Below are 23,674 nucleotides of genomic sequence, written 5' to 3'. Positions count from 1 at the left end.
GTTATTTTAAATCACGGGTGTGATAAAATAACAACATTTTCAATCTTTATGCTCAGTATGAAATGCCTGTTGATATAACTTTTTAAAATTGGAATATAAATCAAACCCACGTTGCTCTTTATCAGCCACTCTTGTGAGCTTCATTTTATAATGACGGTAACAGGTCAAGCATAAATCCATCTTAGACCCTTTGTATTCAAGTTGATGTAGCTCAACTATGTACTTACCTATGGGTCTTAATTGACCCTCTTCCACTCCGCAGCTTTCGCACTTGCACATTTTTTGTCCCCAATACCCGATTGTTAATATTATAAAAGCGCTACCAATAACAATAAAAAAAAAGCCAAATTCATCTCTTTTTCGGAAATAAGTTAATTCTAATCGTTCGAACCAATTCGGGTGATAGATTATTTCAAATAGTTTAATGTTAAACTATTTATTATTCTTTGGCCGCAAAAAAAGGAGATTATTATGAAACACAATAAAGGATTACATCACATTACCGTACTTGCGGGAGATCCCCAATCAAATTTTGATTTCTATACTAAGGGATTGGGGATGAGAATGGTTAAGAAATCAGTAAACCAGGATGACCCAAGTACCTATCATTTATTTTATGGAAATGAAGCTGCGTCACCGGGATCCAGTTTAACATTCTTCCCTTGGCCCAGAGCTCATAAAGGAACTACGGGAGTTGGTGAATCGGTAAATGTCGCGTTTAGGGTTCCGAAAGACTCCGTTGGTTTCTGGATTGAGCACTTAAATTATCTTGATATTAAGCATTCAGATTTCTTTGAATTATTTGGAAAGAAGACTATTCGTTTTGAGGATCCGGACGGGTTAGAATTGAATATGGTTTTTGACGGCGGGGCAAAAGAACAGGTAAGCTCCTATGACAGCCCGGTACCAAATGAGTATGCTATCCAGGGTTTTGATTCTACACGTTTGAAAGTTGCCAACCCCGAAGGCACCGTTGATGTATTAACTAATGTACTGGGTTTTGGAGAGGAATCATCAAGCGGAGAACTTACTCTCTTCCAAACTGATGCAAATATCGGTAGCTCGGTTATTATAGAAGAGGAAAATGGCACTCAGGGTCATGGAGGACGAGGTATCGTGCATCATGTAGCCTTTCGCGCGAAAGATCTTGATGATCTTAAGGATCTTCGTGAGAAGGTACTTAGCAAAGGACTTCATCCTACTGAAGTAATCGATCGGCATTGGTTTAGATCTATTTATTTCAGAGAACCAGGTGGGGTTTTATTCGAAATAGCAACGGATGATCCGGGATACGATGTAGATGAGGATTTCGAACATTTAGGAGAAAAGCTAATCTTAACTCCCTGGCTAGAACCTCGCAGAGAATTAATAGAAAGTATTTTACCAAACCTGGAGGGTTAAAATGGTAATGAATAGCCCACACAAAGGAATGCCGGTTATAAAGGCTGGTGCTGAATTAGAAGAAGCTAAAGCAGTCATGATTATGATTCATGGCCGTGGAGCTTCCGCTCAAAGTGTTTTACCGCTGGCCAATGAAATAGATCAACGCCATGAAATTACTTTTTTGGCCCCACAAGCATCAAATCACACCTGGTACCCCTATTCGTTTCTTGTTCCAAGAGAGCAGAATCAACCAGGTATTGATTCTGGAATGGAAGTTATCTCGGCACTTGTTTCTGACCTTAATGCACAGGGAATCCCCGATCATAAGATTTTCTTTCTTGGATTCTCACAAGGTGCGTGCCTGGCCAGTGATTTTGTGGCTAGAAACCCAAAAAAATACGCCGGATTATTTGCCTTAAGCGGAGGATTGATCGGGCCATCTATCGATTTTAACGACTATAGTGGCGACTTAAAAAATACTCCCATCTTTTTGGGGTGTAGCGATGTAGACTTTCATATCCCGAAAGAACGAGTTAATGAAAGTGCTGAGGTTTTTGAACATCTCGGAGCTTCTGTAATTAAGAAATTATATCCGGGAATGGGACACCTTATAAACGAGGATGAGATAAGTTCGATAAATGAAATAATTGAAAAGAGTATCTAGTATTTCGGATGTAAATTTTATTGAGCTTATGAGCTCCTTAAACATAAGAAAAATAAAAGCCCTTCATAGTACTATGAAGGGCTTAGTTTTAGGTACGTGACTAGCCTCTCTTGATGCATTCTATGTATTAAGTCTCTTCTTCTTTGTTTTTATCACGTAGCTTTTTGAGGGCATAAGCCCCGCCTGCTGCAGCTAAAATCCCAAGTCCTCCATCAATGGGAGCCGCAGCAGGATCATCGGGAAAACCTGGAAGACCGGGTAAACCTTGAGCCAGAATGATATCGGAGGTTAATACAATGACGACTAGTGTGACAAAGAGTAAAAGTGTTTGGTTCATAATGGATCGTGAATTAAGAATTCAAAATTCGAGATTAAATGCTGTAAGCGATTATTTAATAAGGGTCATTTTTTTAGTGAGCACTTTATCACCAATTACGAGACGATAGATGTACATCCCTGAGGACAAATCACGAGCGTTAAATTGAATATTATATCTACCCGGCTGTTTGGTTTCGCCATTAACCAGAGTGGCTACCCTTCTCCCGAGCACATCGAATACTTCTAGTTTAACTTCGCTGGTTGTGGGTACTCCAAAACGGATCACAGAACTAGGGTTGAATGGGTTTGGGTAGTTCTGTTCTAACTCTACCACTAATGGTATTCCAAACCCGTTTTCTGTACCGACAAGATTTGCTGGGACTATTCTTAGCATGAATACCGGAGTATTTGCTACTTCCTGTTTTGACTGGGTGTTATCTAATACCATTGGATTGAGTGAACTATCATACTTAGATTTATGAGTAGCTTCGAAACTATAACCTGACTCTTCAATAAGATCTATCACCCTTCCGGTAGCTAATTCTTCTAAACTGAATTTCCAATCTTCAGGAAATCTTCCAGCATCCCAGTTTAGTGTAAACGGCCCGGATAATGTAGCGTCGATATATAGAGGGAACTCGGAGTGCTCATCTAAGCCAATTGGAAGATTATTTATACTTAGAGCCTGATCCCCAATTTTGGTATATAGGTTGGCATATTGAGATGCATATGAGCCAAGATAATATCCGTCAAATGGATCTATATCGATACTTGAATTAGCATCATCATCAAACCTTAAGTAAAAACTCGAAGTAGTTTCGTGCTCTTCAGAACCAAGGTTAAAAGATACTATCACCGGTTTCTTCTCAGAAATTGCTTTTTCTGCACCTCCGCCTTCTTCTCCTTCTTCATCAGCTTCATCTATCACTTCCACATGATCACTATAATCCAAGGTTAGAGTAGCAATAGTTCCTGAAGTAATGGTTCTTATGAAAAATGACTCATAAGGAGCTATTGATCCTGAAGTTGTTAAATAGAACAACTTCGAAACTGCATCCCAGCGATAGATATAGCTGTTTGCGAATGGATCTTCCCGTTTTAGCGTAGCTATAACCGAATCTGCGGAAATGTGCCACCCATATGGGTTCCCCATAAGTGCAAAACCTTCACTTCCCGAAGTTCCGGCAAATCCGTCGTGATCTACATTCTTGATCTCTACACTGACTTGCTCTCCGAATGGATCTCCGTAATTGGATAGTGTTTTGGGCCAGCCTCCGTCAATATCACCTTCACCATCTCCCAGATCGTCATCCTCAAATAGATATACAAGCAACCCCTGACCTGCAGCCAACTTGGTGGTATCCAGATCGGTAGTAACTGCTTCATATATGGAACTATCCTGATTGAAGATATATAGGGTTGATGCCCCATCAGGAGCATCCGAATTGATGGCTCCTTGTGTCCATACGTTCTCCAGTAATTCACCTATGGTGGTTGTAAATGGATTAGATAATAGATACCAACCACTCTCATTACTATTACCTTCTATTTGTGGATTACCCTTTACAGCTCTGATGTCTATTTCGAGGCTATCGGTATACTGAGCAGTAGAGAATATTAATGAGGCAGATTCAATGCGAGGGTCATATGAAAAATACCGGAGTGTATCTCCACTGGAAGGTGAAAATGTAATATTCGAAACGTTCTGAACTATAACATCGGATGAACCATCAAAAGCTCGGTTGTTGTTCACATCTTTGAAAAATATTCCTGACAGTGATCCTGACTGGCTAACCTCAAATGTACTATCAGAGTAGCCGCTTATTAACTGTAGTGCGTTAATATCGAATGTGTAGATAAGGTCATCATAAGCCATTATCTCCATGCTGTTGGCTTGAATGAAATCCCAGCCATAGTACAAAATGTAGGTAAAATCACTTGCCAGCTGGGAAGCATCGATGGCCTGAACACCGATAATAAGTGGAAATTCCCAGTCGTTGGAACGGTTTATTGTGAAAGTATTGGCTATTCCGGCATTTCCTAATTGATTGAGCCTGTAAAATCCATTCGACGTATCGCTTGCAGCCGAAACGATTGCATTGATGGAATCTACTTCTGTAATAAATACATTGTAACTAACCGGGGAGCCCTCCGGATCGGTGGAAGCATCCCAGTTAATAATTACATCCTGGCTATTGGCCGAGGCACTAAGGTTTGCTGGAATTGAGGGCGCTGTATTGCTTTCCGATAACACATTTTCCAAAAATTTATTTTCGGAATAACCCAGAAGAAACGCGTCCAAATCTCCGTCATTGTCAAAATCAGCAACTTCTAAATCCTGTAGTACCAGATTATCTATATTGGTAACTAAGTTTGGTTCGTCTGAGAAGTTTCCATTTCCGTCGTTCAGATAGGTTTTTGTGGCTCTTGTGTTACTATTATTAAGACCCGATAACAAGACATCCAAATCTCCATCGTTATCAAAATCTACCCACTTACCCATGTTAACCCCCTCTAAACTAACTCCAGAGTCACTAAAACTACCGGTTCCATCGTTTACGTAGATGCTGGCTTCATGTCGGTTTGATATATTATTTTCACCTGCAATTAATACATCTATATCTCCATCCTGATCATAATCCGCAATATCCAAAGTACATTCGTCCAAACTTGGGAAACTTTTTCCCGATTCGTTAAAACTTCCGAATCCATCGTTTTCATAAATTTTCCCTCCTTCATCACTAGATAGAATGATATCCAGATCATGATCGGAATCTACATCCAACCAACGAGCACACCCATTAGTAACCTCTTGAAGATTAATAGATTCGACCTGAAAGGTTCCATCTCCATTATTAGAATAAATACTAGTAGACATGGTAGCCATGCTAATATCACCGCTATCATCCAATCCCTCTCCGTATAGCAACAAATCTATATACCCATCATTGTTGTAATCAGCCCACTCGACAGTGTTATTGGTGAGTTTTTCAATGGATGTATTAATTTCGGTAAATGTATCTCCGCCATCATTTCTATATAATAAGGCGGTGGTGGCAGTTCCGTCTCCATTTAAAAATAGATCGAGGTCTCCATCATTATCGACATCCACCCAACTGATCTCCCCACTAGTTACGCCGGTCAGGTTTATTCCTGAATCTGAGAAAACGCCATTTCCCTGATTTTTGTAAATCTTAGCGATACTAATATTACTCAAATGACCTGTGATTGCAAGATCCAAATCCCCATCGTTGTCATAGTCTCCCCATGCTGATTTTGCGCTATATATAAATGCAGGTATTCCCGCGTTTCCTAAATCAGCGAATATTTGCAGAATGGTTTCGACTGACAATTCTGAGGAAACTGAACTTAGCTGACCGGCTTTATCTTCTGCCTGAATGTAGTAATAAAACGTAGTACCATCAGCGAGACTGGAATCTGCCCAGGTTGTATCGGTGGTTGTGGCGATCAAATTGGATGGTGAACCTGTACTGGCTGTTTCGCGATATACGTTATAGAATGCATCACTTTCATTAATGTCATTCCAACTCAAATCCACGGTGGTATATCCAATATTTGAAGCCGTAAGCCCGGATGGAGTTGCCGGAGCCGGATTGGTGACTGTGAAACTAGTTCCTTTTGTAAAAGCACTTCCTAAATAGGAACCATCCAGTGCCTGTACTCCCCAGGAATAAGTGCCGGAAGGCAATAGATTTTCATCAATGATGTAGGAGGTATTTAACCCTGTATTTCCGGGTTCTCCCCTCATTCGATACCCCGTAGTGGTATCACTATTTGCTGGTGTTTGCATTACAGAACTGCTAGTCTCTTGTATAAATACATTATAGCTGCTAATAGCCCCTTCTGCATCCGTACTTTCATTCCAGCTTAAGGTGCGTTCTGTGCCATTCAATGATGTAGTTAAATTTGATGGAGCGCTTGGGTTCGTATTGGTGAGATCATTAGAAACATTGTTTATATACTTTTTGGCTGTGTATGTAAACGCGAATGTCGAATAATTGAAAAATACACCAGTTAGGCCAAAATCCAGGTCTCCGTCATTATCGAAGTCACCCTTTAGAAGAATGGTTGCTCCAAAGTTAATTACTGGTGCGGTTAACTCGGATTCTGCAAATGTTCCATCCCCATTATTCTCGAAATAATAACTTTCATATACCGCGCTCGTTCCACTTCCTACTAATCCAAATACGAACGCGTCAGCATCACCATCGTGATCGAAATCTTCGAAACTTATTTCCGCATTATTTAAGGTTGCCGATGTTGTCAGCTGAGATCCGGTAAAATTGCCTGATCCGTCATTTTCATAAATAAAAATTCCACTACTTATGGTAGAAATCGCGAAGTCCAGATACCCGTCGTTATTAATATCTCTCCAGGTAGCCCTGAATCCGGAGCTAACAATAGATTCACCCGAGTTGCTTAAATTCCCGTTACCGTCGTTAACATATAAGAGCGTGCTTAAAGACGTACCTCCTACTAAAAGTAAATCCTGGTAACCGTCGTTATTATAGTCCGCCCAATGTGCTTTAGTATCGGAAGCAGAATTAAAACTTTGACCTGAATCTATAAACGTTCCGTTACTATTGATATATAGTTTGGATTCTGTAGCTGGTATAAACAAATCCAAATCTCCATCATTGTCTACATCACCCCAGGAAGGATCTCCAGTATTAAATTCGGTAAACCCTATTCCTGAATAACTAAAGCTTCCTGAACCATTATTATTTAATATGAATACACTTTTCGACCCATCACCAGAATTTCGATATGTACTGGCAAGATCAATATCACCGTCGCCATCATAATCGGCTGGATCAAATCTTGAGTTATCATCCCAATAAAAAGTTGGTAAGGCAATGGGGGTAGCAAATGCTCCTGTTCCATCGTTCAAATATACTCCACCAACTGTGCCATTATTATACCCCGCGAGCACAATATCTAAGTCTCCGTCACCATCGAAATCTGCGGTTTCGGCATCTGAGCCATAGGCTGCGGTTAACCCGCTTATGCTGCCATCTGCAATAATAAATGAGGGAGTGGTTACATTAACGGTATTGCTACTCGCACTTTCCTGATTGAACTCATCTTTAGCCTTTACAGAATACTCATAGGCAGTATTTGAAGCTACCGTGCCATCTGCAAAACTGGTGTTTGACGTAGTTCCAATAAGCCCTGCATCCGTTCTATATACATCGTATTCGATATTAGCTTCACTTGTTGAGGCATCCCAACTTAGTGTGACATTATTGTAAAGGTTTTTAGATGCTACAAGATTGGTTGGTGCTGTAGGTGCGGCAGGCAAGGATAGCGTAACCACCAATGTATCACTGAAACCAGACGTATCAGGAGTAACTGGCTCTAGCGCCCTAACATAGTAATAGTAGGTCGCACCCGCTGTCACAGAATTATCGGTATAAGAAGGACTTGTGGGGTTGGCTAGTAACATTGTTCCCGTGCCAATAGCTCCGCTATCCCGGTATACTTCAAACTTGTCTAAGTCGAAGGAGTAGTTTTCCCCTGTGGCTGGCTCGTTTCCTGTCTGGCTCCATTCCAGCACAACCTGACTGATGCTTGTACTGGTTGTATCTAATGCACTCGGGGTGGTAGCATCCGGATAAGCTGCAACGATGGCACTGTCTGAAGTAACACTTTCAATCCCAACAGCTACTACTGCTTTTAAAAAGTAAGTGTAATTATTGGGAGCGGGAGGATAATCACTCAATGACGTACTGCTGGTGGTACTGATTTTCGTTGTAGTCGCATTTGTCTCATCGATACGGTATACCTCATACTGAACTCCCGGTTCTGTATTGGCATCCCAGCTTAGGTCTACCTTGTTTAACGAAGAAGTAAATAAAGCTGAAAGATTAGCCGGTTTGGCTACTGTAATAGAATAATCGCTTCCTGTTGTAAAACTGCTGCCTTGCCAGGTGGCATCTACAGATTGTACCCCCCATTCATATATTGCTGTTTGAAGACTGTCTTTACTGATTGTGAAACTGGTATTCAGTCCCATATTCCCGTGCTCGAATAGCCGTCTTGCCCCAGTGGTATTATTGGAATGAGACGGAACCCCTTCTCTGTTGGCGAGATTTTCTTCCGTTAGATACAGATTATAGCTAACAGGCCCTCCATCAGGATCGGCTACTGCATCCCAACTAAAGGTGACAGAATCCGCCGTCTCTGTCCAACTAAGATTGGTAGGTGCAGCAGTAGTTGAAGTCTTATTTAAATGATTCTCAAATAGGTGGATTTCAAAGGGATTTACCCCATCAGAAATCGCGAAAACCGCATCTAAATCCGTATCGCCATCTAAATCAATCCAGGCACTAGAATAGGCCTCAACTCCCGGCAGCGTAGTACTCTCAGAGAAGGTATAACCTCCGCTGCTTCCTGAGTTTTCAAATAATTTGGCGGAATAGGTTGTTGCAATCTGATCGTAGCCGCTTATCAGCAGATCCAAATCCCCATCGGTATCATAATCTCCCCAACTTATGGTAGTCTGATTTACGATTCCGGAAACAGCATCGGCAAAAAGGCTAAAGGTTCCATCTCCATTATTTTTATACAGCTGGTTTACCCGAGACGGTGAGTTTCCATCATGAAAACCGGAGATAAACACATCGTAAAAACCATCATTGTTGAAATCTGCCCAACTTATGGCGGATAACCGCAATTCCTTTAATGGGCTGTTTACCGTTTCTTCCGTAAAGGTTCCATCTCCATTGTTGATGTAAAAGAAGCTTCCAGCGCTACCGGTGGTTATATCGTTTCCGAAATAGGTCAAGTCCAGATCACCATCATTATCATAATCTACCCATTCAACGGCACCGGTTTCTACACCTGTAAATGATTGTGAGCCCACACTAAAATTCCCGTCTCCGTCATTATCATATAAGGTAGCTTGCAAAACCCCTGAACCTGTTTGTCCGGTTACGAATAGGTCTAAATCTCCGTCGTTATCGTAATCCCCGAAATCCATAGCAGGGTACCAGGCCGGTATGAGAGCCAAATTAGTTTTTGCAGAGAAGGTTCCATCGCCATTGTTCGTATAGGAGTGTATTTGGCGAGTTCCCGTAGCAACACTATTGTTGTCTCCGGCTAAAATTATGTCAAGATCTCCATCGTTGTCGTAATCCCCCCACACAAAATATTGGCTAACGTAGCTGTGTATAGCGGGCAACCCGTGATTGGTATTCTCAGTAAAAGTCCCACTCCCGTCATTATCATAAAGCTTGGACGCGATAGTTCCTGATGAGGGAATCCCGGTATAAAAAAGATCCAGATCGCCATCATTGTCGTAATCGATTGGAGTGAGAGGACTCCACAGCCCCGCAAAACTGCTGCTTGAGTTGGTTATATAATTCAGTCCATATAAAGAAGTCGTGGATGCCTCATTAGAAATATCGCCCTCAACACCATCATTATTTACTACCGTTACATAGTAAAAGTAGGTCGTTCCGTCGGCTACAGAATTATCTATATAGCTGGTAGTTGTATTAAGGTTAATAGTAGTAAGCACATTACCTGGAGATGATGTGGAACTAGTTTCCCGGTATACATTATAGAACATAAAATCACTTTCCGAGTTCTGATCCCATATGACGGTTATTTGCCCATAGGTTGAACTGTCTACCTGTACATTCGATACTACGGATGGCTTGGGAAGTGTAGTAACCTGAATAGTGGTAGAAGTTTGCGAGGTAGAATCTCCCCCAAATGAGTCGAGTAGTGTTACCACCCCGTAGTAATCATATGTAGTACCTGGATCTAATGACGTATCTTCAAAATCTATAGAAGTCGCGAATGAACCAGGATCACTGTATATGATTGACCCGTCCCTATATATATCGAAGTTGTATCCATAATCGGAGTTATCTCCAATAGTTAGAGTAAGTGATACACTACTTTCTGTTGGAGGTTCATTACTAATACTTGGATCTACTTGACTAAAACCCTGTTTTGGTAATATGGAGAAGATTAAAATACATACCCCTATAAAGCCTGGACTTTTCATTTTCTACCCGATATAGTTTTGAAGAGTTTAAAGGTGATTGCCTTCAAACTATAAAAGGAAGGGCGGGTTGGAACCTACGAGAGTTCGTAGTTTTTATAGAAAAATGGCTAGATAAGCTGTTCTTTCAGTGCTTTTGCAACGGCATCCGTTCTCGAGTGAACCTGAAGTTTCTTGTAAATATTCCGGATGTGATAATCCACTGTATGGTAGCTGATGAATAGCACTTCACCAATGGCTTCATAGGTTTTCCCGTTAACAACTAAGCCTAGTATCTCCTTCTCTCTTTTGCTCAGATTGTAGTCCTGCTTCTTTGGAGTATATTTATTGAACATCTTCAGGATTTTATGAGCAATCTTCGGATTGATGGGAGAGCCACCATTCACGGCTTCAAATACGGCATCCTGAATCTCTTTATTAGAAGCTGTTTTCAATAAATATCCAATCGCGCCGGCGCAAATAGCATCAAAAATTTGTTGATCTCCATCAAAGTTTGTGATCATAACAACAGGTACTTCCGGAATAAGTTCTCCAAACTTCTGAACTCCTTCGATACCGCTCATTCCAGGCAAACCGATATCGCAAAAGATTAGATTTGGTGGTTCAGAAGCATCTAGTTCGTAAATAGCTTCTTCTACCGTCGTAAACCTTCTTGAACATTGAACCTGATCCAATTCATTTACGAGATCAGAAATAGATTCACGATAGACTTCATTGTCCTCTATTAGCCAAATATCAATAATCGTTTTTTCTGGCATTGGATAGGTATTTAAAATCTGTGTGACATTATTCAAAATCATGACTAAGGATAAACTTCCTTTATAGTCATAACACCTACGTACCCCCGTAGTTTTTAAATGACAACGATATCGCCGTTCCGGATTCAGAATCTGAATCTATGCTTAGCGAGCCTCTGATTTCTCTGGCTCTGTTTTTCATTCCTTCCAGACCGTAATGCTTATTCCCTTCCAAAGCATTGACAGCAAAGCCTTTACCATCATCCAAAACCCTGAGGGTAAATTCATTCTCTGCTTTTTTAAATGAAATATCTACTTCTGAAGCCTCAGAGTGCTTTATGATATTATGGATACACTCTTTGAGAATCAGCACCGTATTTCGTCGTATTTCGGGATTCATCCCCTCCTCGCTGAATTCCACATTCGATTCAAAGGTATAATTAATGTTTTCAAGCATGGCTCCTGATATTTCCTTGAGTTGGAGCACCAAATCTTCCACCACATCATGCTTGGGATTAATCATCCAAACGATATCGCGCATTGCCTGGGAAGTGTTCTTACTGATGGATCGAATTTCCTCTAACCCGATTGTTACTGCCTCATCCGATGAGTCCAGTTTCTTTTCAAGAAGTTGACTCTTGAGAATTACACTTCCCAAATTGCTTCCTATCTCATCATGGAGATCACCCGCTATTTGTAACCGAACACGCTCCATTCTTTTCACATTTGCCATTCGGTATTGGTAAAAACCAACACTAATACTCACCAAAACAACGACTATTAAAATCCGGAACCACCAGGTCTCGTAATAGGCATACTCGAAGTTTAAAGATAGAGTCGCTGCTTCTGAACTGATAATCCCGTCTTTGGTTATAGACCGAACATGAAAACTATAATTTCCTGGTGAAATATTGGTATAAAACGCCGCCCGTCTTGTACCAACTTCTTCCCATTCTGTTTGAAAGGGCTCCAGTTTATATTGAAAGGTTATCTCTTCAGAATCGATAAAACTCGGTGAAGTATAATAGATGGCTATCGACTTATTATCATGAGGTATATCAATAATGGATAAAATGGGTGCCTCTTCGTTGTCTACCTGAATCTCTTCTATGAGAATAGGTGGAGGACTACTATTGGTAAGGATTCTATCCGGGTTTACTTTCCCTATTCCTGCTCCGGTAGAAAACCAAATTTCATTGGTACTAGTTACTAATCCATCTATGATAGTATTAGAAGGAAGACCATCATCTGTTGTAAACTTTCGGTAAGACACCTGTTTAGTAGTATCCGAGATATGTTCAAGAAGCTGCTGTTTTTCTACATAGTAAATTCCATTGCTGGTAGAAATCCATAAGAAACCATTATGATCCTCAATGATATCTCCTATAGTTTCAGCAGGAAGCTGGTTGGTTTTAATAGGTATGAATTTCTCCTCAATTTTCACATTTAAGCCACCACCGGATGTACCTATCCAAAGCCGATCTTCTTCGTCATTATAAAGAGCACTAATAATGGGATTAGACAGACCTGAACCTTCGATATATTGAGATTGAACAGTATCGGCAACCAGCTTATTGAGGCCATAATTAGTCCCGACCCACAAAGCCTCAGATTTATCATTGGTAATTGAAAGCACCCCTCCTTTCGACATTTCTGCGTCATCATAATGCAAAGAATTTCTTCCCGTCCACTTTACAATTCCTGCCTGAAGGCCTACCCATAGCTGACCATTTACATCTTCATAAAAAGTGTTTACCTCCGAATCAAAGGTAGAATTGAACTCGGATAGTGGCCTTATACTTCTTCCATCGATTACATCGATTCCTACTTCTTCTGCACTGTTAGACACAAAAATCCGCCCTTGCGAATCTGCTATCATAGCTTCAGCTAAGTCCGTCATTAATCCGTCTTTTGCACCGAATACAGTCGTATCATTACCCTCAATTTTTGTCAACCTGCTATCTAAGACTACCCAAAAAGTTCCGGGGGTAGATTCTACCATTGCTCCTGCGGTTGCATTTCCAAAAGAACTAAAGGTTGTTTCTTTTATTCTGTAGGCTCCTTCTAAATAGCTAAATATCCAGATATGACCCTCTTTATCTTTTAGTGCTGCTAACGAGCCTTTGCTTTCCAATCCAAGATTTTTGTCCAGTTCTCCTGTTATCAAATCTAATCGGTGAACACCTTCTGAGGTCGAAACCCATAATGCGCTTCCATCTTTTGCAAGATCTAACACAAAGCTGGTATTCGCTCCCTGATCGGTAAGCGGATAATGCTTGTACTCACCTTCGTACATTACAAATACCCCTGACCGGCTACCAATAAACAAAGAATCTGATTCATTGATAATGCTGTATATAACCGGAGTTTCAAGTTCTTTTGGAAGCGGAAAGTCAATAAATCGATCGTCTTTAAAATAGCGCAACCCATAATCGATAAAACCTACTACAAGAGTGTCTCCTTTGTATGGAGATAAAGAAAAAATGTGGTTTTGAGATAGCTCTGAATTTTCAGCAGTAAACTGCCGAATTGAATCTCCTACTATTTTATATAATCCTCTTCCGTCAGTACCAACCCAAAATGCTCCATCCGATGTTTCAGCAAACGAAACAATGTACTGATCGATGCCTCCTAATTTTCCAAAAGGACGTGAAAACTCTCTGTCTTTGTAGGTAGTCACCCCTCCACCTGATGTTCCAATCCAAAGAGTTCCGTCATCCCCCAAATAAAGCTTTCGAATAACACTGGAATTGAGTGCTTCGGTATTATCCTTATTGTAAACGGTTACATCGACCCCATCGAAACGAGCTAATCCATTTGTGGTAGCAAACCATAGGTATCCATCCTCTGTTTGAAGGATATCATATGCTGCCAGACCAGGCAACCCATCCTCATCGGTAAAGATTTTTTTATTGTATTGAGCATTAGCTGAGTATGAAATACTCAGGCAAAAAAACAATAGTAAGATCCCTAATTTTTTCTGTACCAAGATACTTGTATAAGCCTTATTTGTGATCAAAGATAACTTTGTTTGTGAATTTTACAACGGCAGTAAAAAATGAATGCTACGCGAACTACTGGCACAATTAAGGGTAACTACAAACGAGCTCGCTTCAGATCTATATAGGCTATAGAAAAAGGCTATCTGCTTTGCTTGTCAACGAGGATGAGATTCAGCATATTCAGCAAATAATTAATGCCTTTTTTGAGTCTCACTAAGACTCACATCAACACTAAAAGCTAACTAAATGGAAATTCTTTGGCTGGGTTTGGCTTACGTGCTTGGAATGATTTTCCAGGCAATGAGACTCCCCCCTTTGGTAGGCTATCTTGTAGCAGGAATCTTACTCTCAATATCAGGAATACATCTCGAAACAGACGTCATTCATGAGGTTGGGCACCTCGGTGTACTATTACTCTTGTTTACGGTAGGTCTTCATCTTCGACTAAAAAACATTATCCAACCTGAAGTATTTGGAGCCGGGGGAATTCATCTTGTGGTTTCGGCTGGAATCTTCACCTTCATCGCAACTCTGTTTGGGTTTGACCTAACTGCCTCTATAGTAATTGGGGTTCTTCTGGGCTTCTCAAGTACCGTATTAGCGGCTAAAGCCTTGGAAGCCAGAGGAGAATTGGGTGCGTACCATGCAAGGGTATCTATTGGTATTCTGATTCTGCAGGATCTTGCTGCAATCACAGTTCTTGCTCTAACCGGCGGTGGATTACCCTCTCCTTGGAGTCTTGCACTATTAATCCTTCCTTTTCTACGCCCTGCTTTGATAAAATTACTGACATACAGTGGTCATGAGGAACTACAGCTTCTCTTTGGGCTTATCCTTGCGGTTGGACTGGGAACACTTTTTGAAGTACTCGGCCTTTCCTCAGAGTTAGGAGCCCTCGCTGCAGGCGCATTACTTTCTGGCCATGAACTTGCGGATGAACTAGCTGAGAAACTTTGGGGTATAAAGGAGGCTTTTTTGGTTGGTTTCTTCCTGGAAGTAGGATTGGCCGGACTGCCAAATATGGATGCTCTCCTTTTCGCAGGAGTACTTTTACTCCTACTACCGCTGAAATCCATCATGTTTTTCTTCCTTCTTATCGCATTTAAGCTGCGGTCCAGAAATTCATTTATGGTAACAACTACGCTAACCTCTTATAGTGAATTTACTTTGATCGCAGGAACAGCTGCGGCCAGTGCAGGATTTATACCTGAATCAACAATCATTGTTTTCGCGTTACTCACAGCCGTTTCTTATGCACTTAATGCTCCTTTAACAGCGAATGCGAATCGATTATGGAATAGATTTGAACATAAGCTTGTACCATTTGAGCGGGACGTGAAGCACCCAGGACAACAAGTAGTCAATCTTGGAGGTGCTCACTATTTGATTGTGGGAATGGGTCAGGCTGGAGAAGCTGCCTATGACTATTTGAAAGAAAGAAATCTTCGTGTAACCGGAATGGATATTGACCCTGCTCGTATCGAAAAAAACCTGAAAGATAGAAGAAGAGTAGTGTATGGCGATGCTACTGATCCGGAATTATGGCAGTATATCGACCTGTCGGAAGTAGAGGCAGTGATGCTTGCTGTTCCAAATCCTGACAGTAAGGTCGAGGCCACTAAAATGATGCGTAAGAATAACTTTGAAAATGACATCTATGCATTAACCATGCGGGATGAGGAGCATACAGCACTTAGAGAAGCAGGAGCTAACGCCGTATGTCTGCCAATGAAACAAGCTGGCAGGAAACTTGCAGAGCTAAGCATCAGTGAGGAAATTGAAGGATCAATGTCATTGGAATTAATGTAATGAGCTGTGAACATGAACAAATGATCGAAATCGTAGAACCCAATAAGAATGTTGAGTGCGAAGACTGCATAAAGCAAGGCGATACCTGGGTTCATTTACGAATGTGTATGACTTGCGGATATATCGGCTGTTGCGACAGCTCCAAAAACAAGCATGCTCGTAAACATTATTTCCGCGCTGAACATCCCATAATCCGGTCCGTTGAACCTGGTGAAAGTTGGCGATACTGTTACATTCATAACGATATGCTGGAGGCCTAATGGAAGATTATATTGTCTCATCACTGCAACAAAACCCTGCCTTTGAAAATGTACCCGAAGACCAACTAAGATGGTTTGCTTCTGTCTCTGAGCTTTGTGTGTACCAGCCTGATGAAGTAATTGTAAAACCTGGAGATGAAATTGATGGCTTATTCATCATTTTTGAAGGTACGCTCCGGGCTCAAATCAAAAGAGGGAATCAATTCAGTCCCCTAGCTCACTTTGAAAAAGGTGACATTTCTGGAAAACTACCTTTTTCAAGAATGCAATCTTCTGCTGCATTTATGACTGTTTTGGAAGAATGCACATTACTACGAACCCATGAAAGTACTTTTAAGGAAATCACAAAACGCTATGAACTGGTATCAGTATTTGTGCATTCACTTTCTGATCGAATACGAAGCTTCACAACACAGCAGCAGCAAAATGAAAAGCTGGTGGCGCTAGGAAAACTTTCGGCAGGACTTGCTCATGAGTTGAATAATCCGGCTTCTGCTATGGTACGAAGTGCCACCGAACTCAAAAAAGGCCTGAAGTCCAGTCCGGATAAGTTCAAGGCGGTAATGCACATCAAAATGAGTGATGAGCAGGTTGATGCGGTAAATGATCTTGTCTTTCGAAAAGCGGAAAAAGGTTCCTCAAATGAGCAAAGCTTAATGGAGCGAACTGCTCTTGAAGATGATTTAACTGACTGGATGGAAGATCGTGGTGTTGACGATGGATTCGAATATGCAGAAACCTTTGCTGAATATTGCTTCAATACTGATGATCTCGAATTTGTACTGGAGCATGTAACAGAAGAATACCTCCCCCCTGTTCTTGGATGGATTGCCAATGTATTGACTACTGAAAAAATGGTGGAGGAAATTGAAGACGCAGCTACCCGAATATCTGATCTAATCTCCTCGGTAAAAACATATTCTCATATGGATCGGGGCTCTGATAAAGAAGCTGTCGATCTTAAGAAAATGTTTAAAAGCACCATCACGATGCTTAATCATAAAGCTAAACAGAAGAATATCGTTTACGATATCAATGTGCCTGAAGACTTGCCCGAATTTTGTGGCTATGTAAGCGAGCTAAACCAAGTATGGACCAATTTATTGGATAACGCAATTGATGCACTGGATAATGGTGGTAAAATCGGTATCTCTGCATTTACTAAAAACGGGGATCTCATCTTACACTTCAACGATAATGGATCGGGAATCCCGGAAGATGTGCAAAACAAAATCTTCGATCCTTTCTTTACCACTAAAGATGTTGGCAAAGGAACCGGACTAGGACTAGATGTAGTTCATAAAATTATTGATAAACATAGCGGAAGTATAAAAGTGACTTCTAAACCAGGCGATACCACCTTCGAACTCTGTTTCCCACTTTCATGAAAAAACCGATAATATTTGCCATTGATGACGATCCTCAGGTATTAAGGGCAGTCCAGCGAGATTTAAGAAGTAATTACCGTAGTGACTTCAGGATTCTTAGTACGAATTCTCCTAAAGAAGCCCTCGAAACTTTACCCGAGCTTAAGAAACAGGGTGAAACCGTTGCATTGTTCCTGTCGGATCAGCGTATGCCTGAAATGATTGGAGTGGACTTTTTGGAACAGGCCAAGAAGACCTTCCCAAATGCTAAAAGAGTCCTCCTTACAGCTTATTCTGATACCAATGCTGCTATTAAAGCCATCAACGATGTACAATTAGATTATTACTTATTGAAACCATGGGATCCTCCTGAGGAAAAATTATTCCCGGTCTTGGATGATCTTTTGGATGAGTGGCAAGCTAATTACAAACCAGAGTTTCAAGGTATTAAACTTGTTGGTTACCAGTATTCGCCAAAATCTCATACCGTTAAGGATTATCTCTCTGGCAACCTAATTCCATACCGCTGGCTTGATATAGAATCAAGTGATAGCGATAAAGCTAGTGAGCTATTGAAAGAATCAGGAATAGATGCAAAAGATTTACCTGCCATTTTCTTCGAAGATGGTACACATCTAACCGAGCCTACCCCTTTACAAATTGCCAATAAGCTGGGCAGAAATCCTTCCGCTTCTGAAACCATATATGATGTGGCTATTATTGGAGCCGGACCTGCTGGATTAGCAGCTGCTGTATATGGAGGATCGGAAGGGCTTAAAACGTTACTTATTGAAAAAAGAGCTCCCGGTGGCCAGGCTGGTACAAGTTCCCGAATCGAAAACTATCTGGGTTTTCCAAACGGATTAAGTGGTTCTGATTTGGCTAGACGTGCCATAACCCAGGCAACCCGCTTTGGCATTGAATTTCTTTCTCCCCAAGAGGTTGTAGATATCAAGATTAATGATCAGTACAAAACTTTGACCCTTTCGGATCAAAACACGGTTAATGCTAAAGCAGTTGTGGTAACTACTGGTGTGAATTATCGGAAATTGGAATGTAAAGGTGTTTCTGATTTTACCGGAGCTGGTATTTATTATGGCGCAGCTATGACTGAAGCCCATGCCTTTAAAGACAAGCAGGTATATGTTGTTGGAGGAGGTAACTCAGCCGGCCAGGCTGCCATGTACCTTTCTACATTCGCAAAAAATGTATATATCCTCATTCGTAAGGACTCTCTTACTAGTAGCATGTCTTCATACTTAATTGACCAGATTGACAAAACTGAAAACATTGAGTTAAAACCCTTTACCGAAGTTCAGGAGGCTTGTGGAGAAGGCAAACTTCAAAAACTAGTGTTGTCAGATTCTAATTCCGGTGATCTTGAAGAAGTGGAAGCCGATGGGTTGTTTATATTTATTGGTGCTCGCCCTTATACCGATTGGATTAAATCAGACATCATTAAAAATGAAAAAGGGTTTTTGGAAACCGGGAAAGAATTAAACAGATATGATGAGTTTTCTAAGGTATGGCAACTTGATCGACAGCCGTTTCTCCTGGAAACCTGTAATCCAGGAATTTTTGCGGCTGGAGACGTTCGGGCTGGAGCTATGAACCGGGTTGCATCTGCAGTGGGTGAGGGTGCTATGAGTATTAAATATGTGCATGAATACTTAGCCGACTCAAACCTTTAAATAGCAGCATGTCCTTCTATAGAAAAGTCGCTGAGTTTAGCAAAAAATTCCTAAAACCCCACCTCTTATATAGGTACGGATTCAATTTGTCACCTATGTACCGAAGAAGTACTGGTAGAATCATATATGTTTCGGAAGACCTATTGGAAATCAAGATAAAGATCCCAATCAGTTACAAGAATAGGAATTATATGAATTCCATGTTTGGAGGAAGCATGTTTTCAGCCGTAGACCCAATTCCAATAGTTCAGCTTATTAACTTATTAGATCATCGATTTATAATGTGGGATAAATCGGCTGAGATTAGTTTCTTAAGACCAGTTGAAGAAGACTTATATGCTTCCTTTTCTTATTCGATGGAAGAGCTTGATGAAATAAAACAACGGGTTTCTTCTGAGAAGGAAATCGAAATTATAAAAAGCACCAAGCTAACCGACAAAAAAGGAAAGCATGTTTTCTGCGAAGTAAAAAAGAAAATCTACATTGCTGATAAAGCCCATTACAGAGAGAAACGGAAAAAGAGGTTATCTCAATAACGCTTCTAGATTTTCTGCTTCTATATCTTTACCAAGTATAACCCCTGAGCTATCGATTAAAAATGTAGTTGGAGTACTATAAACTCCATATTGAGTAGCTACAGGAGAATCGACACCCATAAGGTCGGAAACCTGAAGCCAGGTTATACCATCTTTTTCAATTGCTTTCTCCCAGTTTGTTTTGCTTCGATCCAAAGAAACTCCAAGAATCTCAAACTCTTGCCCGCTGTATTCCTCATAAAATGCTGCCAAAGCTTTGTTTTCTTTACGACAAGTAGGACATCATGAAGCCCAAAAAGTGAGAAATACTTTTTTCCCTTCGAGGCTTGATAAGCTTACTTCTTCTCCATTTAGGGTGTTTAAGATGAAATCAGGAGCCTCGCTCCCAATAGTTACCGACTCAAAGTTTTGAACTAGTTGATCTTTATTCCCATTGATAGCCTGATGCTCTAAGGTGCCGTTAAATCTGGAGTAGACTTCAAAAAAAAGCGGGTATTCAGGGTTTCTGAAGAAAAAGGGAAAAGCGATGAGGTAAATCAATACTAGCAGAAGTGGATATACCCACCATTTCGAAAATAGTTTTTTCATAAAAGAGGCTATAATGACTTTGATAAACCATCTATTTGAGGGCTGTATTTCTCATCGTTTTATTCTATTCGAATCATCGTCTTTTGGCTAAGCAACAATTTGGATCAATTCCTATTTTGTTTCAAACCCAACTAACTCTATGGCAGACGCACTCGGACTATTCTTAACCATTAGCGGTCTATTATATTTACTTGTTCTGGTATTCGTTGCTTCTTTAGGTCAAATTATTCTTCACTTAAGAGACAGAAAACGTACCGAACCTGAAGTATGGCCAACGGTATCCGTATTGGTGTCCGGGAAAAATGAGGAGGCCGTTTTTGCTACCTGTATTAACTCATTGATTAATCTGGATTATCCCAAGGAAAAGCTCCAGATCATTATTGTTGACGACCAGTCAACAGATAATACCGCTAAAGTAATAGAAACAGCGATTGAGGGTCATGATCATGTGCAGACGCTAAATACAAAAGATTATGATACCCATTTGAAAGCCAAGGCTAGAGGGATTTCTTTTGCCGCAAAACATGCTACAGGTGAATGGTTATTTATTACAGATGCAGATGCTGAAGTACATCCTCTTTGGCTAAAAAAAATGCTCACTGGGACAAGTAAAAAAACCGGGACTATTGCCGGTATGATGACCATTAAAGAGAATAACCTGGTATCTACCCTCGAAAAAATGTCTTGGGGTTACACCATTCCCTTTGCCTTTGGAGCAGCAGGGTATGGGATGGATTTCATCTGCGTTGGGCCCAATATGGCCATTAGACGATCTATTTATGAAGAAAGCGGAGGGCTTGAAAAGGCAGAGTTTAATGTAGCCGAAGACCTTGCTATTTTTATGATGTCTGCTAATGCCGGCTACAAAGCTCTGGCTCATAACAACCCGGAAACAACGGTTCGGATGTTTCCGCTAGAAACTTTCCAACAATTATTGAGTCAGCAGCGCAGATGGATTCGGGGAGGCTATGAACAAAGTTGGGAATATTCGATTGGGCTAAGTGTAGTATTTGGATTTGGCTTTCTTTTTGTGATTGCTATTATTCTGGGATTATTCATTAACCCTGTAGCTGCAACTGGAGCTTTACTATTAAAATTGGTAGCAGAATCTTCTGTCTTTATTACTGAGAAAATAGTGTTTCGAGAAAAACGGTTTCTTCGATATCTCCCCGTTATCTATTTCTACCTGTTTTTTATCTTTCTTTTCCTACCCATTTCATTTGTAATAAATCGTTCAGTAAGTTGGCAGGGTGAAGGTTATAAAATCGACTACAAATAGTATATGAGTGTTTCTGTTAAGGCGGTTTCTACATCCTCAGAGTTAAAAAAGTTCATTCACTTCCCCTTCGAACTTTACAAAGACAGTCCGTATTGGGTACCCCCCATTTTAATGGATGAAAAAGAAACACTCTCCAAAAAGAAGAATCCAGCATTCAAGCACGCCTCGGCTACTTACTGGCTGGCTTATAAGGGAGAGAAGATTGTTGGACGGATTGCCGGTATTTTGATTAACGCTGAAGTTGAGGATAAAAAACTAGCACGATTTGGCTGGATTGATTTCATAGATGATGAAGAGGTAAGTAGAGCCCTAATTAACACCGTTGAAAACTGGGCACAAGAACAAGGCATTATTGGAGTACATGGACCGCTAGGGTTAAGTGATATGGATCCCCAGGGAATGTTAGTCGAAGGTTTTGACTCTATGGCTACAATGGCTACTACTTATAATTACGAGTACTACCCAAAGCACCTTAAAAAACTTGGATATACTTCCGTTGCGGAATGGGTAGAACTAACCGGAGATTTATCCTTCGAGTTTGATGAAAAAGTCTATCAACGAACCAACTTTATCAAAGAACGTTTTGGACTAGAAATTGCCAACACAAATAGCCAAAAAGAATTAGCCGTTCATGGGTTCGATATTTTTAACTTAATTAATAAGACTTACCAAGACCTTTATGGTTTTCACCCTCTAAGCAATGAACAAATCTCTTATTATGTTGGCAAGTATTTAAAGTTTGTCCGAAAGGAATACACAAAATACGTGTTAAAGGATGGGAAATTTGTAGGTTTTGGCATAGCAATGCCCTCTTTTTCAAAAGCTCTTCAAAAAAATAGAGGAAGACTATTTCCATTTGGATGGATACAGCTCCTAAAAGCCTTTATGAGTGATGAGGAACTAGATCTATATCTTATAAGTGTTGAACCAGAATATGCTAAACTCGGTGTTACACGACTTCTCTTTTTTGAGATATATAATAACTTCAAAAAGAATGGTGGTAAGGTTTTTTATACCAATCCCATTCTTAAAAGTAATACACCATCCAAGAATATGTTTTATTCTCCCAAAGTAGACGACAAAGAGATCGAGATACGAAAAAGACGACAGTGCTTTATAAAAGAGTTTTCGAATGAGTGATTTTAAAGGCGATAATAAATGGGGAATAATCCTTGGGGGTTCTAGTGGAATGGGTCTTGCTAGTGCAAAAAAACTAGCCCAACACGGACTAAACCTTATCATTATTCACAAAGATCGTAAAACTCAGACAGAGGCTGCTGAAAAGATGTTTGAAGAACTACGTTCTTTGGGCGTACAACTTTTATCGTTCAATAAAGATGGGGTAGATGCATCTTCAATTAAGGAATTGGTTGAGGGAATCGATGCTCACTTGAAGCAAAAAGAAGGACAGGTACATCTGGTACTTCATTCTATAGCCCGGGGTAATCTTAAGCCTCTGTTTAAGAATATTGAAGATATTGAGTCTACTATTGAACATGATGAAATCTCAAAATTCTTTGAGCTCAAAAACTCTGGGGCACCTACCGGAGCATTATCACTTACGGATTTTGATCTTACCCTTCATTCTATGGCTTTGAGTTTGCATACCTGGGTAAAAGAATTATTAGACCGTGATCTTTTTTCCACTAATAGCCGGATAATCGGACTTACCAGCGAAGGAGATAAGAAAGTTTGGGGAAGCTATGCTGCCGTTGGTGCTGCTAAAACAGTGTTAGAGAGCCTGGTTAAGTACATGGCTATTGAGCTTGCACCAAAAAAGATTACCGCAAACCTTATTCAAGCTGGAGTAACCGAAACACAAAGCTTTAGGATGATACCCGGTAGTGACTTCCTGGCTACATTCAGCAAAGAGCGAAACCCAAATAAGCGATTAACTACCCCAGAAGATGTGGCCAATGTCGTATATCTGTTAAGCAAGGAAGAGGCGAACTGGATTAATGGAACAACCATTATTGCGGACGGTGGAGAAAATCTGGTATAGATT

Annotated in this window: 17 protein-coding genes; 10 read left to right on the top strand and 7 right to left on the bottom strand. The window is 40.6% G+C overall.

The genetic code is table 11. The annotated features are described in order from the left end of the window. Nucleotides 1-39: 39 nt before the first annotated feature. Nucleotides 40-279 (bottom strand): hypothetical protein, encoded by a 240-nt coding sequence (locus tag ED557_11485; protein ID RNC83313.1) that lies wholly within the window; start codon nt 277-279, stop codon nt 40-42. A gap of 192 nt (nt 280-471) precedes the next feature. Here ED557_11485 and ED557_11480 point away from each other — a divergent pair, with 192 nt between their 5' ends. Together ED557_11480 and ED557_11475 are read left to right on the top strand one after the other, a co-directional pair. Next, nucleotides 472-1,401 carry a ring-cleaving dioxygenase gene (locus tag ED557_11480; protein RNC83312.1) on the top strand — a complete coding sequence of 310 codons (930 nt, stop codon included), beginning with the start codon at nt 472-474 and terminating at the stop codon, nt 1,399-1,401. Nucleotides 1,402-1,408: 7 nt separating this feature from the next. Beyond that, nucleotides 1,409-2,047 carry a phospholipase gene (locus ED557_11475; protein ID RNC83426.1) on the top strand — a complete coding sequence of 213 codons (639 nt, stop codon included), beginning with the start codon at nt 1,409-1,411 and terminating at the stop codon, nt 2,045-2,047. A gap of 127 nt (nt 2,048-2,174) precedes the next feature. Here ED557_11475 and ED557_11470 read toward each other — a convergent pair whose 3' ends face one another. The 4 genes from ED557_11470 to ED557_11455 all read right to left on the bottom strand — a co-directional run bounded on the left by ED557_11470 (nt 2,175) and on the right by ED557_11455 (nt 14,156). After that, nucleotides 2,175-2,384: a hypothetical protein gene (locus ED557_11470; protein RNC83311.1), complete on the bottom strand. Its 210-nt coding sequence runs from the start codon at nt 2,382-2,384 to the stop codon at nt 2,175-2,177. Nucleotides 2,385-2,435: 51 nt separating this feature from the next. Next, nucleotides 2,436-10,403: a T9SS C-terminal target domain-containing protein gene (locus tag ED557_11465; protein ID RNC83310.1), complete on the bottom strand. Its 7,968-nt coding sequence runs from the start codon at nt 10,401-10,403 to the stop codon at nt 2,436-2,438. A 107-nt stretch (nt 10,404-10,510) separates the two neighbouring features. After that, entirely contained in the window at nt 10,511-11,200 is a 690-nt protein-coding gene (locus ED557_11460) for a DNA-binding response regulator (GenBank protein ID RNC83309.1), read from the bottom strand. A gap of 34 nt (nt 11,201-11,234) precedes the next feature. After that, complete coding sequence (locus ED557_11455) at nt 11,235-14,156, bottom strand: hypothetical protein (protein ID RNC83308.1); 2,922 nt, start codon at nt 14,154-14,156, stop codon at nt 11,235-11,237. Nucleotides 14,157-14,385: 229 nt separating this feature from the next. On the opposite strand from ED557_11455, the gene ED557_11450 reads away from it, so the two are divergent. Genes ED557_11450 through ED557_11430 form a run of 5 tightly spaced genes read left to right on the top strand, consistent with a single transcriptional unit; the run spans nt 14,386 to nt 19,802 of the window. Next, nucleotides 14,386-15,948, top strand: coding sequence for a hypothetical protein (locus tag ED557_11450; protein ID RNC83307.1), 1,563 nt, complete (start codon nt 14,386-14,388; stop codon nt 15,946-15,948). Beyond that, nucleotides 15,948-16,208, top strand: coding sequence for a hypothetical protein (locus ED557_11445; GenBank protein RNC83306.1), 261 nt, complete (start codon nt 15,948-15,950; stop codon nt 16,206-16,208). Before ED557_11450 ends, ED557_11445 begins: the two co-directional genes overlap by 1 nt. Further along, entirely contained in the window at nt 16,208-17,596 is a 1,389-nt protein-coding gene (locus ED557_11440) for a GHKL domain-containing protein (GenBank protein ID RNC83305.1), read from the top strand. The genes ED557_11445 and ED557_11440 overlap by 1 nt, the downstream gene beginning before the upstream one ends. Beyond that, nucleotides 17,593-19,266 (top strand): response regulator, encoded by a 1,674-nt coding sequence (locus ED557_11435; GenBank protein ID RNC83304.1) that lies wholly within the window; start codon nt 17,593-17,595, stop codon nt 19,264-19,266. The genes ED557_11440 and ED557_11435 overlap by 4 nt, the downstream gene beginning before the upstream one ends. 8 nt (nt 19,267-19,274) lie before the next feature. Further along, on the top strand, nt 19,275-19,802 hold the full coding sequence (locus tag ED557_11430; protein RNC83303.1) for a DUF4442 domain-containing protein: 528 nt from the start codon (nt 19,275-19,277) through the stop codon (nt 19,800-19,802). On the opposite strand, the gene ED557_11425 is transcribed toward ED557_11430, so the two are convergent. Both ED557_11425 and ED557_11420 read right to left on the bottom strand, forming a co-directional pair. Beyond that, on the bottom strand, nt 19,791-20,054 hold the full coding sequence (locus ED557_11425; protein RNC83302.1) for a TlpA family protein disulfide reductase: 264 nt from the start codon (nt 20,052-20,054) through the stop codon (nt 19,791-19,793). The genes ED557_11430 and ED557_11425 overlap by 12 nt on opposite strands. Before the next feature lie 30 nt (nt 20,055-20,084). After that, entirely contained in the window at nt 20,085-20,390 is a 306-nt protein-coding gene (locus ED557_11420) for a hypothetical protein (GenBank protein RNC83301.1), read from the bottom strand. A 139-nt stretch (nt 20,391-20,529) separates the two neighbouring features. Here ED557_11420 and ED557_11415 point away from each other — a divergent pair, with 139 nt between their 5' ends. Genes ED557_11415 through ED557_11405 form a run of 3 tightly spaced genes read left to right on the top strand, consistent with a single transcriptional unit; the run spans nt 20,530 to nt 23,671 of the window. Next, on the top strand, nt 20,530-21,669 hold the full coding sequence (locus tag ED557_11415; GenBank protein ID RNC83300.1) for a glycosyltransferase: 1,140 nt from the start codon (nt 20,530-20,532) through the stop codon (nt 21,667-21,669). A 3-nt stretch (nt 21,670-21,672) separates the two neighbouring features. Then, complete coding sequence (locus ED557_11410) at nt 21,673-22,809, top strand: hypothetical protein (protein ID RNC83299.1); 1,137 nt, start codon at nt 21,673-21,675, stop codon at nt 22,807-22,809. After that, the gene (locus ED557_11405; protein ID RNC83298.1) at nt 22,802-23,671 is read left to right on the top strand and encodes an SDR family oxidoreductase; all 870 of its coding nucleotides are present in this window, start codon (nt 22,802-22,804) and stop codon (nt 23,669-23,671) included. Before ED557_11410 ends, ED557_11405 begins: the two co-directional genes overlap by 8 nt. The last annotated feature ends 3 nt before the right edge of the window (nt 23,672-23,674 follow it).

Origin of the sequence: Balneola sp., from assembly GCA_003712055.1 — a bacterium.
Lineage (GTDB): Bacteria > Bacteroidota > Rhodothermia > Balneolales > Balneolaceae > RHLJ01.
Note: the sequence above shows the minus strand (reverse complement) of the source record. Positions and strands in the feature narration are given on the sequence as shown.